The organism is Streptomyces bambusae (genome assembly GCF_020532645.1).
Taxonomy (GTDB): domain Bacteria; phylum Actinomycetota; class Actinomycetes; order Streptomycetales; family Streptomycetaceae; genus Streptomyces; species Streptomyces bambusae.
Genome location: NZ_JAJAUZ010000002.1, coordinates 134,559 through 147,244 on the forward strand (window position 1 = coordinate 134,559; position 12,686 = coordinate 147,244).

The window sequence follows — 12,686 nt, forward strand, 5'->3', positions numbered from 1 at the left end:
GCTGTTACCTTCTCCGCCCGCAACACGGTCAGCGGGACCGTCCCGGATTCGGCCCTGGCGCAGGGGCCGGGGGGCGTGCCGGTGCCGCAGGCGTGCGCGCGACCGATGCCCGAAGCGCCGGCGGGGCCGGGAGCGGGGTGTCGCGGTCCTCCAGCCACGCGTCCGCCGCCTCGAAGGTCTCGAAGCCGCCCTCGCGCAGGGTGTGGGTCCAGGTGTCGGTGTCCACCTCCTCCAGCAGCACCCGGTACGGGTACGGCGCCAGTTCGTCGAGGGCCCGCAGCAGCACCGTGATCTCCGGCTTCGGGCCGTCGTCCTCGGTGTAGCTGAACAGGACGGCGAAGTTGTCCCCGTCGCCCATCAGCCGCCGCTCCAGGGCGACGGTGGTCTCGTCCGCGGGCCTGGACCCCATCCCTTCCGGCAGGCCGATGGCATCGGTGGGGCAGCCGCGCTTGATCAGCCAGGGCTGGGTCATCGAGACCAGCGGCAGGCGGACGAAGTCGGCCGTGAAGGTGCGGGCTGGGGTGTCGCGTGTGAGGTGGAGGGCGATCAGCTGCGGCTCGCCGGGGATGCCCCAGGTCGCGGTGCGGTCGTGGAGTACGAAGAAGCTGGTGCGCCCGTCCGGGCTGTGGTGGGAGGCCAGCACACTCATCTCGTGGGATTCGCTCTCCACGGCGTCCCAGAAGCTCTCCCCCATCGCGGGGTCCGAGGGCTCAAGGCCGTCGAGTCGGAAGTCGGGCTCGTCATCGGTCGGTGGCAAGGAGGTCCGTTCGTCGTGCGTGAGGTGGGCGGGCGGGCGGAGTCAGCGATGGGCCCGCGCGGCGGGCGGCGGCCAGGCACCGGTGCGGACGGCCGGAGGGGGCCCGGGCGCGTTCGTGCGCCGGGGGCCGGTGAGCGTGGCGCGTCCGACCTCGGTCAGGGTGAGGGGGACCCCGGCGTGGACGGGCCGGGAGGCATCCCGCGCGACCAGGCCTGCTGACTCGAGGCGTTGGAGTGCCGAGTAGGCGATGCGGGTGCCTGAGGAGGTGATGACCGACAGCCGCTGGGTGAGCAGGTTTTCGTGGAGTTTGGCTCCGCGGGCGATGGCCAGGAGCGCGGCAGTGTCCGGGGCCGACAGGTCCGGTGCCGCGCTGGTGTCCGGCTGTGCGGGGCTGGCGGACTGAAGTTTGACCAGGGCGGCGAGGACGGCGTCGCGGTGGGTGTCGCGGGTGGCGGCGGCCTGCCGCAGGTGGCCGATGGACCGGTCGATGCGGTCCGCGAGCGTGGTGTCCACGACAGGCTCGTCGAACAGGAGCCGGCGCAGGTGTTCGCGGTGGTAGTCCACGGCGTGCTGTGCCTGCCGCATCAGCCGGTGGGCGTCGGCCAGGGCCGCCGTCGGCTCGCCGAGCAGGCCGCGTTCGTGGTATTCGGCGAGGCCGGTCACGCTGTGACCGGTGACGGCCTGGATCTGGTCGGCAAGCGCCGCATCCGGCGCTGAAGAGGAGGCGGGTGTGGTGGAGATGGGCGGCTCCCGAAGGTGAGGGAAACGGTCGGAGGTGGGCCGAACGGCGTGCGTCGGCTCCTGAGCTGTACGCGGACGTCCACGTGGCTGCCGTGCGGTGTCTGCGTGGCGGGACCGAGGCGGTGCAGGAGGCGGAGTATCGGTGTGTTCGACGCCGCGGTGTAGACCGACAGGGTGTGGGCGCCGCTGCTGCGGGCGTGCGCGGCGGCGTGGTAGGCCATCAGCGTCCCGATGCCTCGCTGCTGCTCGGCGTCGGCGACCTGCAGGCCGAGATCCACTACCCTCGGCTCGCCGCTGAGGCGTCCGGCGGTGGCCACTGCGGTCAACTGCCCGGTGGCATCGAGGCCGAGCCATGTCGTACCAGCGGCCAGCAGGCGTTCGATATCGCGGATCGCGACGCGGGTCCGCCCCCACCGCAGGTGAAGACCGGCAGGTGAGCAGCGACGGCGGAACGCGTCGATGGGGGCGATGTCCGAGGTCCCAGCCCGCCGGATGCTGGCGAGCACAACGGTGTGGGACGGTCTGGGGCGTGGGGTGGTGGGGCGGTTCAGTAGAGGTCTTCGCCCCACGCCGCCGAGACGAAGGCGGTGCGGCGGTAGGACTTGCGGCGCCGGCCGTCCGGCAGGGTGATGTCGCGGGTCTGTATCTCGTACGGGGCCAGGAGCTGGGCCAGTCGGGGCTGAGTGAGGTCGGCGTAGGACCAGCGGCCCTCCGCGGTGCCGGGCAGGAGGCGCAGTCCGTCCACCAGGTCCGCCGACGCCAGCGCGTCCGGATCGCCGAGCGTGCAGAACACCACCAGGCACGCATCCAGCAGGTCGGCCGGTTCCGCGCCTGCCTGCCGGCAGGAGCCGTTCTCCGGACCCTGCCCGCACGGGAGGCACTCGGGTTCTGCCGGGGCGTCTCCGCTCGGGCGGCAGCAGTCCGCGTCCGCATCGGACTCGCCCTCGGCGGTCGGGGTGCTGCCGGTGACCGGGGCGCAGGGGGCGGACAGCAGGAGGGACAGCTCGACGCCGGCGGCGAGGCGGTCGAGGAGGAGCTCGGTGTACTCCTCGACGTACGTCTGGGGCGAGGTGTTCTCGGGCAGCGGCCGGGAGAACCTCTCCAGGAGCTGGCCTTCGAGGTGCTGGACGGTGGTGTGGGCGTCCAGGAGGGCCCGGTGGTGGGGGTTCTCCGGCTTGGGCTGCGTCCCGAGGAGGGTGTGGGCGAAGGCGTCGAGGAGGTTGGGGTGGGTCGTCAACGGGTGTGGCCTTTCGTGGTGAGGGGGGTGGGTGCGGGCTGGGGCAGGCCCGGCAGCGCGTACGGCGCAGGGCCGGGTTTGGGGACGGGCCGGTAGCCGGCCAGCTGGGGGGAGCGGGCGCGGGCGGCGTGGGTGAGCGCGCTGACCGGGCGCCGCTTGATGCCCAGGCGGGCGGCGGCAGTGTTGTAGACGTCGTGGCGGTCCCGCGGGCGGATGGCGACCACGTGGATCTCGGTGCGGTGCGCGGAGCCCGCTGGCGCCGGCCGCTGGGCGTAGACGATGCGCCATGCGGCACGGCTGTCGACGTAGAGCTTGCGCAGGCCGGCGAGGTCGCCGGTGAGCTTGCCGCCGAACAGGCTGGCGTTGACCACGTCCTGGAGCTGGGCGAGGGCCAGGTCGCGGATGTCGCCGGGGGCGGCGAGCAGGTCGTTCAGGGCCCGCGGGTCGAAGCTGAGGCCGAACGCAGGCCGGGGCTCGGGCCCGCTCACGACTCGCCCCCGTCCGGTGCCGCTGCGCCTGCCGGGTCCGGGATCGAGGCGCGGCTGGATCGGCCGGGGCCGCGCAGGAGACGGTGGGCGGGCCGGTCCGGATCGGTCTGGCAGGCCGAGAGAGGTCCGCCCGGTGCGCGGACGGCGGCCATGGTGTGGGTGAGGAAGTCCCGGTGCCACACCGCCATCCCGGACTGGCCCGCGTCGGGTTCCTTGTGCTGGAGGTAGGCCATCCACAGGGCGTGCAGCCAGGCCACCACGTCCAGGTGCTCCTGCCACTGCCCGCACCACGGCGCGGCGGTGGTGACCTCCGCGCCGTAGACGCGTATCAGGAAGTCCTCGACCCAGTCCGTGAGCGTGTCGAGTTCGTTCTCGTACTCCTCGCCCTCCAGTTCCAGGATCGGCCGCGGCTCCGGCGGGAGCGCAGGCGGTACGGGCATCCCCGGCATGCCGGGGAGCGAGGGCATGGCGAAGCCGGGGAAGGACATCGGGTCGGGAGCGGTGGCCAGGCTGTCAAGCTGGCGGGCCTGTTCGGCGGAGCGGTCCAGGAGTTTGAGGACGCTGGCCTGGATGCTTTCCAGCTCGGCTTCCGGTATCCGGACCGGCTCCAGTTCCTCGCCGCCGGTGGCATCTGGTGATTCGTGCACGGGAAAGGGATCTCCTCGCAGCCGTAGAGGGCATGGGGAATTCGGGAAGGGACTTCAACGATCCACGGGATCCCCGGTTTGGCTAACCGGGGATCCCGTGTTACAAAGCCCGGCAACCGGACAGGAACGGGAGTCGAACCCTCGGGAATCCGCCCCCGTGAGAGGGTGGGCGGTATCAGGCGGACAGGGTGAAGTCGTCCTGGGTGAGGGTGTGCTGGAGTGTTTCGGTGAGCCGGCCGGTGGCGATCTCGGCGTAGTGCTTGGTCTTTTCCACGCCGATGAAGTCGCGGCCCTCCAGCAGGGCGGCGACGCCGGTGGAGCCGGAGCCGGCGCAGAAGTCCAGCACGGTGCCGCCGGGTGGGCTGATCTTGACCAGCTCCCGCATCACTTGCACGGGCTTCTGCGTGATGTGCTGACGGTTCTTGCCCGAGGGCTGGGAGGCCGAGTACAGGCCGGGCAGGTAGACCTCGTTCCGGTCCCCGTCGATGGCTCCGTTGGAGCCCCAGACGATGAACTCGCAGTTCTGGGTGAAGCGGCCCTTCTGCGGCCTGGCCTGCGGCTTGTGCCAGGCAAGGACACCGCGCCACAGCCATCCGGCGGCCTGGAGCGCGTCGGTGGTGACGGGCAGCTGGCGCCAGTCGGTGAACAGCAGCGCCGTCCCGCCGGTACGGGTGAGGCGGTGGGCCTCGGTCATGATCTGGGTGAGCCAGAAGCCGTAGGAGCGCTGGTCCATGTTCTCGCCGGTGAAGTCCGGCAGGCTGTGGCCCGCGTCCGCGGAGGTGTACTTCTGGCGTGCCGTCCGGGAGGTGCGCTCCTTCGCGGTCCGCCCGCCGGAGTTGTACGGCGGGTCGGTGATGACGGAGTCGACGCAGTCGTCCGGGAGGGTGGACAGGACGCCGAGCGCGTCACCCTGGTGCAGGGAGAAAGGCAAAGAGAGACCCCAATTCAGGTCGGGAAAGGGATGGGACTCCCCAGAACGCGCCAATAGGACACACGCCAGCCGGGCAGTATGCGGGCATGGCAAGGCCACGGCAGAAAGCGCCGGCAGTTGCAAGGGGGAGTCCCAAAACTGTAGGGCACGATCCCCGGTTGACCACGGTCGCCGCCAAAACCCTTGAAATAGAGCCTTGATCATCAATTTCTTGGTCAACCGGGGATCGGCACCTACAGTTTTGGAACCGCCCCGGCACGCACCGACTGCCGGATGGCCTCCCCCACCCATGCCCTCACGGAGGATCCCTGTGCCCAGGCACACCTGACCCCAGGCCCTGCCACGCCGGAACGAGAGACAACTCGAACCGGCCCGCCGCAGGGCACCAGATCACCCATCACCCGGCACGACGCGCCCTTCTCACACACACCACGGACCGCACGGCCGGGCTTCACTCACCAAGGACACCGTTATGACGCACGCCTGCCCTGACCTGCCTGAATCCCGGCCGCCGGCACCGACCGGCGAGCGGGGAGGCGCACCGGATTGAAGGCCGTAGCCGCCGCTCTCGGCGTCGTCTGCCTCTCCCCTCTCCTCCTCGCCGGCACCGCCGCCATCGCGGCGGCCGGAAGCGCCGGTGCCTCCCGGTCCGCGAACTGCACCCCCGGCGGCGGCACCGTCGACTCCGGTGCCGTCGCCCGGCAGGTCGCGGCCATCCTCGGCGGCCAAGGCGCCGACCAGAACGTTCGCGTCGAAGGCCTGGAACTGCCCGCCGAGCAGATCCCGCACGCCAAGACCATCGTGGCCACCGGCATCGCGATGAAGGTGCCCGAGCGCGGGCAGGTCGTCGCTCTCGCCACCGCCATCCAGGAATCCCGCCTGCGCAACCTCACCTACGGTGACCGCGATTCGCTGGGGCTGTTCCAGCAGCGGCCCAGCCAGGGCTGGGGAACCCCCGAGCAGATCCGCGACCCCGTCTACGCCTCCACCCGCTTCTACAAGGGGCTGCTGGAGGTCAACGGCTGGCAGCAGATGACGATCACCCAGGCCGCCCAGGCCGTACAGCGCTCCGGCTACCCGGACGCCTACGCCCAGTGGGAGCCTCTCGCCCGGGCGCTGCAGCAGGCCATCGTCAAGACCCTCCCGAACGGCGGCCAGAACGGGCCCGGCCAACCCGACACCGGAAGCGGCGCGGGCACGGCAGGATCCGGCGGCTGCCGGCCGGGCGAGGACGGGTCCGGCTGGGGTGAAATCCCCGAAGGCGCGGTCCCCGACGGGTACAAGATCCCCGCCGATGCCTCTCCGAAGGCCCGCACCGCGATCGACTGGGCGATGCACCAGCTCGGCACGATGTACCAGTGGGGCGGCACCTGCCTCGCCCCGCGCGGGCCCGACCCGATGGGTCGCTGCGACTGCTCGAGCCTGATGCAGCAGGCGTACGCCAAGGCCGGTGTCCAGCTGACCCGCACCACGTACACCCAGGTCAAGGAAGGCGACCCGGTCCCGGCCAGTGCCCTGAGGCCCGGTGACCTGCTCTTCACCCGCGGCACCGCCGCCGTGCCCGAGCACGTCGGCATGTACATGGGCGCCGGGCTCGTGATCAACGCGCCGAAGACCGGGCGTCCGGTGCGGATCGAGAAGGTCGGCGACTGGCAGATCCTCGCCGTCCGCCGCATCCCCGCGCTGGGCAGCTGACCGCCGGCTACGCCCCGGCCTGATCCGGGCTCCCTCACGCGCCCCGAGCGCCCCTCGCGCCCCGAACGCGCTCTTCCCTTCCCCGTATTCCGCATGGCCGCTTTGCCCTGCGTACGCAAGGAGTTCCGCTATACCCATTCCACTCGCAGACCGCGTCAGCCACCTCGCCTTCGACCCCGGCATCACCCCGAAGGGTGGCGGCCTGCCGGGACTTGACGTCCTGCGCAACGTCGTCAGCTCGATCAACATGTTCGGCATCATCGCCGTGGTCGGCGCCCTGGCCGTGTCCCTCGGCGTGTGGGCCTGGGGCCACCACAGCGGCGGTCACCAGGCCGAGGCCAACGGCAAGAAGGGCGCCGTCGTGAGCGCCGGCGCGGCCCTCGGTCTCGGCGCCGCCAACGGCATCGTCGCCTTCTTCTCCGCTCTCGGCACCCAGGTGCGCTGATGGGGAGGCGCTCTCTGTCCCCCCTGCACCGTGCCACCTCCCGCTGGCCCGCCAAGCGGCGGATCACCGTCCTGGTGACCGTGACGGCCCTGCTGCTGGCGGTCGCCGCCACCGCGGCCCTGTTCACCAGCCGGGACCAGGGCAAGGCCCGCGCTCCGGCGGCGCCGGCCTCGCCCAATCCCTCCACGTCCACACCGGGCGCGCTCAAGCCTGGCGCGGGTACGGGCTCGGTTCCGTCGGCGCCGCGGCTGGCGGATCCGCTGGCCTACGCGCGGGCGGCGGCGGTGATGCTGTGGTCGTACGACACCCGCACCACCAGCCGCGACCAGCAGCTCGCCGGCATGCACGCCTGGATGACCGCCGAGAAGAAGTACACCGACTGGACGTCGCTGTCCGCCCAGGTCCCGGACCCGGTGCTGTGGTCGCGGATGGGCGACAACGCCCAGTACGCCACAGCGACCGTCACCGACGCCCGCTTCCCCTCCGCGTTCAAGCAGGCCTTGGCGGAGAACCCGACGGCGATCACCGAGGCGTACATCTACGCGGTCACCGTCACCGGCAAGCAGTCCATCGCCTGGAAGGACGGCGGTGGCGGGGCGGAGGACCGTGCGGTCACCCTCGCCGTCCAGTGTCGGCCCGGCGCCGACTGCGCCCTGGTCTCCCTCGCCCCGAGCGTCGCCCCGTAGCACGCCACTGAACAGATAAGGAGGTATCCCTCCAGTGGACTTCTGCTCCCTGCCCATCGCGAGCAAGCTGTGCACGGCGGCCGACGCCATCGACTTCGTCAACGATCCAGGCAAGGCCATCACCGAAGGCATCGGCAACTGGATCGCCAAGTCGGTCGGCGAGTTCGCCGCGGGAGCGGCCGAACTGGCCGCCGAGGCCGTTGACACCACCACCAAGGTCGACCTGCGGGCCGGGTGGTTCGTCGACAACTACGAACTGCTGCTGCCCATCGGCCTGACGATCCTCGTCGCCACCTTCTGCGCCCAGCTCATCCGAGCCGCCGTCAAACGCGACGGCCAGGCACTGGCCCAGGCGTTCACCGGCACCGCCAGCGGCGTCCTGTTCTCCTTCGCCGCCATCGCGCTCACCACCGTGGCCATCGAAGTCGTCGACGCACTGTCGGCCGGGCTGTTCGCCGCAGCGGACACATCCATCCAGGAAGCCGTGCGACGCATGGTCAAGGCCAGCTCGGTCGGCTCGATGGTGCCGCTGGGCTGGATGATCCCCGCCGTCGTCGGCCTCGGCTCCGCGATCGGAGCGCTGCTGTACTGGTGCGTGATGATGGTCCGCAAGGTCGGCATCCTCGTCCTGGTCACCCTCGCCATCTTCGCCGGAGCCGGCGGCGGCTGGGAAGCCGCCCGCAGGTGGCGCCGCGGCTGGATCGAAGCCACTGCCACCTTGGTGGTCAGCAAGCTGTTGATGACGATCGTCTTCCTCCTCGGTGTCTCCGCCCTCGGGCGGACCGAGCCGAAGGACGGCATGGCCGCGCTGGCCGACTGCCTCGCCGGTGCCGTGATCATGATGCTGGTGCTGCTCTGCCCGTACGCCACGTTCAAGTTCGTGCACTGGGCAGCCGAAGGCACCGATGGCGAATCGATCCACCGGGCCGGCGGCGCGGGCGCGCAGATCGCCAAGCAGCACACCGAGCAGGCTGCCCGGAAGGCCGCCGCGATGGCCGCGACCGGCGGTGCCGGCGGCGCCGCCGCCGGTGCCGCCCCGCAGGGGCCGGCCAGTGTCCCCGGCCAGTTCCCCGGCGACGTCGCCGCCAGCCCCACCGGCGGCAGCGGCGGGGAGAAGAACACCGCGCCCCTGCCGTCCACGGGCGGCGGGCTCACCGATGGGCTGTCGAAGGTGGTCCAGCCTCCGCCGACCCGCGTGAACCAGGACACCAGCGGCCACCTCGGCTCCAGCCCCGGCCCGCAGTCCGGGCCGCCCTCCCCGGGCCCGGGTGCCGGTGCGGTACCGCGCAGCACGCAGCAGGTGCCGCCACAGGGCGCCCCGAGCGCGACAGCCGGATCCGCCGGCAGTCCGTTCACTGCTTCGCCGCCGCCCAGCGGTTCCTGATCCGTTCGCCCCCGCCCGGGCGGGACGCCCACACCGCGTGTCCCCCCGGGCGCCAGCCCCGCGCCCCGAAAGCGGCCCCTGCCTTGTCTGATCTCTCCCTGTCCCCCCTGACGATCAAGTTCCCCCACCGGTCCCGGCGCGGCATCCTGCTCGGCCTGTCCCTGCCCCAGCTCGTCCTCACCTCCGCCACGCTCGCCCTGCTCCTGGCGACCGTGGTGTCCACCGGCCTTCTCGGCGCACTCGCCCTGACCCCCTTGTGGGCGGCCGTCGCCGCCCTCGTCGCGATCCGCCGCCACGGCCGCTCCCTGATCGACTGGGCGCCGATCGTCCTGCGCTACGCCCACCGCCGACGCACCGGCCAAACCATGTGGCTGGCCCGCGCGGTCTCCCGCCCCCAGGTGGACGGCCTGCTGCACTTGCCGGGAACCGCGGCCTCGCTGCGCGTGGTCACCCCGGCCGGATCCCAGGCAGCCGCCGTCCACGACCCCCACCACCAGACCCTCACCGCCGTGGCCCGCGTCACCAGCCGTGCGTTCGCCCTCCTCGACCCCTCCACCCAGAACGCCAACGTGAGTGCCTGGGGGCGGGCGCTGGCCGGCATCGCCCGCACCGGGCACATCGCCACCGTCCAGGTCCTGGAACGCACCGTCCCCGACTCGGGCGACACCCTCACCCGCCACTGGACCACCCACGGCCACCCGGCAACACCGGTGGCCGGGCAGGTGTACGCCGACCTCGTCGCCTCCGCCGGCCCGGCCGCAGCACCGCACGAGACGTACCTGGCGATCTCCCTGGACATGAAGGCCGCCAAGCGGCTGATCTCCCAGGCCGGCGGCGGACTGCCCGGCGCGTTCACCGTGCTCGGGCAGACCACCGCCTCCGTCGCCCAGGCCGCCCGCAGCGCCGGCCTAACGGTCACCGGCTGGCTGACCGCCCGGGAGATCGCCGCCGTCGTCCGTACCGCCTACGACCCCAGGGCTCTGGCCGGCCTGCAGCAGTGGTCCAAGCACGGTCGCGCCGAGGCCGACCCGGCAGCAGCGGGCCCGGTCGTCCAGGTCGAGGAGTACGACCGGGTCATCACCGACAGCGCCCGCCATGCCACCTACTGGGTGGAGAACTGGCCCCGCACCGAAACCGCTCCGGGGTTCCTGCACGGGCTGATGTTCACCGCGGGCGTGCGCCGTTCCTTCTCCCTTATATACGTGCCCCAGGAGCTGGAGTCCGCGCTGCGCGATGTCCAGCGCACCAAGGCCACGATCATCGCCGACGCCAACGAACGCGCCCGCCGCGGCCAGGTCGACTCCGAAGCCGACTCCGTGGAGTACACCGACGTCAAGGAACGCGAACGCCAGCTCATCGCCGGGCACGCCGACGTCGCCCTCACGGGCCTGCTCACCCTCTCCGCCGAGACCGACGCCCAACTGGACGCCGCCTGTGCGCAGATCGAGACCGCCGCTGTCACCTCCCAGGTCGACCTGCGCCGCCTGGCCTATCAGCAGCCCGACGCCTTCACCCTCGCCGCCCTCCCCCTCGCCCGCACCGCCCTGTAACCGGCACGCGGACCGGGCATCGCCTACCGCCCTGCCGCCGCTGACCCGCCCAACAGAAAGATGCCCTGCTTCTTGGCTTCCTCCCTCACTGACTCCGGCGACGCGCACCCCTACCTGCGGGCCGCCACCGCCGGCGTCCGCCACCACTCCCGCCAAACCGCCACCGCAGGCGCTCCGGCCGACCGCGCCCACCTCGATGTCCTGCACGGCCACCTGACCGGACTGCACCTGCTCCTGGACCAGCTTGCCGAGGCCACCCGGCCCGCCCACCCGGCGGCCGGACGCCACCTCGCCGCAGCGCACCTGCGGCTGTGGCAGGCCTCAGCCGGCGTCCACGATGCCTTCCACACCCTCCCCGCCACACCCAAGGCCGACGCGGACCCCGTCTGCCGCCCAGAGACGCTGCCCGAGGGGCCGCCCGTCCTCACCATCTGCCAGCGCCACCTCGCCTCCGGGCACTCCATCCGCCGCAAGACCACCCCCAGCGACCACGGCCCCCGCTCCGCCGGCACGGTGTGAGCGGCGCCCACCGCAGAATCGATCCGCTCCATGCCCCAGCAGCACCGTCCCGGCCGCCGCGCCCGCCGTGCCAGCGCCTCCCCTCTGTTCACCCCGCACGGCACCGACCGCGCCAGTCGCCGCGCCGCCCGCAAGCAACTCGCCGAAGCCGAGGCCAAAGCCCGCGCAGCCGCCGCAGTCCACGGACCCGAGCCCGCCGAAGCGCAGATGCCGACGCCCACATACCCGTCCTCCGGACGGTCCGGCGCAGCCTCCGCCCGCGGCAGCGTTCTGCGCCTGCCCGCGCACCGCATGACCACCGCGGTCGCCGCCGGCGCGTATCCGTTCCTCGCCGAGGGAGGACTCGGAGCCGACGGCATCTACATCGGCCGCGACGTCCACGCCGAAGCTGCCTTTGTCTTCGACCCGTTCACCCTGTACGGCAAGGTCGAAGGCTTCACCAACCCGAACATCCTGCTCGCCGGTGTGATCGGCCAGGGCAAGTCCGCTCTGGCGAAGTCCTTCGCGCTGCGCAGTGTTGCATTCGGCTACCGCGTCTACGTGCCCTGCGACCCGAAGGGCGAGTGGACTCCCGTCGCCCAGGCGCTCGGCGGCACCTCGATCACCCTCGGCCCAGGCCTGCCCGGCCGCCTCAACCCCCTGGACGCAGCACCGAGACCGCCTTCCGTACCCGAAGCGGACTGGGCGGGCGAGATCCGCAAGCGGCGCCTGCTCCTGCTCGGCTCCCTGGCCCGCACGGTGCTGGGCCGGGACCTGATGCCGATGGAGCACACCGCCCTCGACATCGCCCTCGACGGCGTCGTCAAGGCCGCCGCCCACGCAGGCCGCACCCCGCTGCTCGGCGACATCGCCCACACCCTCGCCCAGCCCGCCCTCCTCGACCAGGCCGCCGGCACCGTCTCCGGCCACCTCGGCGACGCCGCCCGCGACCTCGCCCACGCCCTGCGCCGCATGGTCCACGGCGACCTCGCCGGCATGTTCGACGCCCCCTCCACCGTCGCTTTCGACCCGAACACCCCGATGCTCAGCATCGATCTGTCCCGGCTCGGCGGATCCGGCGACGACACCGGCCTCGTCCTCGCCATGACCTGCGCCTCGGCCTGGATGGAATCCGCACTCACCGACCCCCGCGGCGGGCGCCGCTGGATCGTCTACGACGAGGCGTGGCGCATCCTGCGCCACCCCGCGCTCCTCCAGCGCATGCAGGCCCAGTGGAAGCTGTCCCGCGGCCTGGGCATCGCCAATCTCATGGTCGTCCACCGCCTCTCCGACCTGCTCTCCGCCGGTGACGCCGGATCCCAGGGCCGGGCCCTGGCCGAGGGCCTCCTGGCGGACTGCTCCACCCGCATCGTCTACCGGCAGGAAACCGACCAACTCCACGCAGCCGCCGCCCTGCTCGGCCTCACCAGCGTCGAGACTGAGGCGATCTCCCACCTCAGCCGCGGACGCGGCCTGTGGAAGGTCGCAGGCAGATCATTCATCGTTCAACATCTCCTGCATCCGGCCGAGCAGCACCTGTTCGACACCGACGCCCGCATGCACTGAGGTCTGCCCACCTCGCCGGGCCACCCCTCACAACCGAATCCTCTCCAGGAGGACCCCCATA

General features: G+C 72.1%; 14 protein-coding genes. 7 read left to right on the forward strand and 7 right to left on the reverse strand.

The window, feature by feature from the left end:
• Positions 1–28: 28 nt before the first annotated feature.
• From LG634_RS02025 to LG634_RS02055, 7 genes are all read right to left on the reverse strand, one after another.
• The gene (locus tag LG634_RS02025) at positions 29–757 is read right to left on the reverse strand and encodes a hypothetical protein (RefSeq protein WP_226731801.1); all 729 of its coding nucleotides are present in this window, start codon (positions 755–757) and stop codon (positions 29–31) included.
• 42 nt (positions 758–799) lie between these two features.
• Complete coding sequence (locus LG634_RS02030; protein ID WP_226731802.1) at positions 800–1,420, reverse strand: hypothetical protein; 621 nt, start codon at positions 1,418–1,420, stop codon at positions 800–802.
• On the reverse strand, positions 1,417–2,067 hold the full coding sequence (locus LG634_RS02035; protein ID WP_308072214.1) for a GNAT family N-acetyltransferase: 651 nt from the start codon (positions 2,065–2,067) through the stop codon (positions 1,417–1,419). Before LG634_RS02035 ends, LG634_RS02030 begins: the two co-directional genes overlap by 4 nt.
• Positions 2,046–2,735: a DUF3631 domain-containing protein gene (locus LG634_RS02040; protein ID WP_226731804.1), complete on the reverse strand. Its 690-nt coding sequence runs from the start codon at positions 2,733–2,735 to the stop codon at positions 2,046–2,048. The genes LG634_RS02035 and LG634_RS02040 overlap by 22 nt, the downstream gene beginning before the upstream one ends.
• Positions 2,732–3,223 (reverse strand): type II toxin-antitoxin system RelE family toxin, encoded by a 492-nt coding sequence (locus LG634_RS02045; RefSeq protein ID WP_226731805.1) that lies wholly within the window; start codon positions 3,221–3,223, stop codon positions 2,732–2,734. The genes LG634_RS02040 and LG634_RS02045 overlap by 4 nt, the downstream gene beginning before the upstream one ends.
• Positions 3,220–3,870 (reverse strand): DUF4913 domain-containing protein, encoded by a 651-nt coding sequence (locus LG634_RS02050; protein WP_226731806.1) that lies wholly within the window; start codon positions 3,868–3,870, stop codon positions 3,220–3,222. Before LG634_RS02050 ends, LG634_RS02045 begins: the two co-directional genes overlap by 4 nt.
• Positions 3,871–4,045: 175 nt before the next feature.
• On the reverse strand, positions 4,046–4,801 hold the full coding sequence (locus LG634_RS02055) for a DNA-methyltransferase (protein ID WP_226731807.1): 756 nt from the start codon (positions 4,799–4,801) through the stop codon (positions 4,046–4,048).
• 546 nt (positions 4,802–5,347) lie between these two features.
• Here LG634_RS02055 and LG634_RS02060 point away from each other — a divergent pair.
• From LG634_RS02060 to LG634_RS02090, 7 genes are all read left to right on the forward strand, one after another.
• Entirely contained in the window at positions 5,348–6,496 is a 1,149-nt protein-coding gene (locus LG634_RS02060; protein ID WP_226731808.1) for a C40 family peptidase, read from the forward strand.
• A gap of 130 nt (positions 6,497–6,626) precedes the next feature.
• Positions 6,627–6,941, forward strand: a complete 315-nt coding sequence (locus LG634_RS02065; protein WP_226731919.1) for a DUF6112 family protein — start codon at positions 6,627–6,629, stop codon at positions 6,939–6,941.
• Positions 6,941–7,627: a hypothetical protein gene (locus tag LG634_RS02070; protein WP_226731809.1), complete on the forward strand. Its 687-nt coding sequence runs from the start codon at positions 6,941–6,943 to the stop codon at positions 7,625–7,627. The genes LG634_RS02065 and LG634_RS02070 overlap by 1 nt, the downstream gene beginning before the upstream one ends.
• Before the next feature lie 34 nt (positions 7,628–7,661).
• Positions 7,662–9,011 carry an SCO6881 family protein gene (locus LG634_RS02075; protein WP_226731810.1) on the forward strand — a complete coding sequence of 450 codons (1,350 nt, stop codon included), beginning with the start codon at positions 7,662–7,664 and terminating at the stop codon, positions 9,009–9,011.
• An 83-nt stretch (positions 9,012–9,094) separates the two neighbouring features.
• Positions 9,095–10,561: an SCO6880 family protein gene (locus tag LG634_RS02080; RefSeq protein WP_226731811.1), complete on the forward strand. Its 1,467-nt coding sequence runs from the start codon at positions 9,095–9,097 to the stop codon at positions 10,559–10,561.
• Between the two features lie 72 nt (positions 10,562–10,633).
• The gene (locus tag LG634_RS02085; RefSeq protein WP_226731812.1) at positions 10,634–11,080 is read left to right on the forward strand and encodes a DUF6238 family protein; all 447 of its coding nucleotides are present in this window, start codon (positions 10,634–10,636) and stop codon (positions 11,078–11,080) included.
• 30 nt (positions 11,081–11,110) lie between these two features.
• Positions 11,111–12,625, forward strand: a complete 1,515-nt coding sequence (locus LG634_RS02090; protein ID WP_226731813.1) for a putative type IV secretion/conjugal transfer ATPase — start codon at positions 11,111–11,113, stop codon at positions 12,623–12,625.
• Positions 12,626–12,686 lie beyond the last annotated feature (61 nt).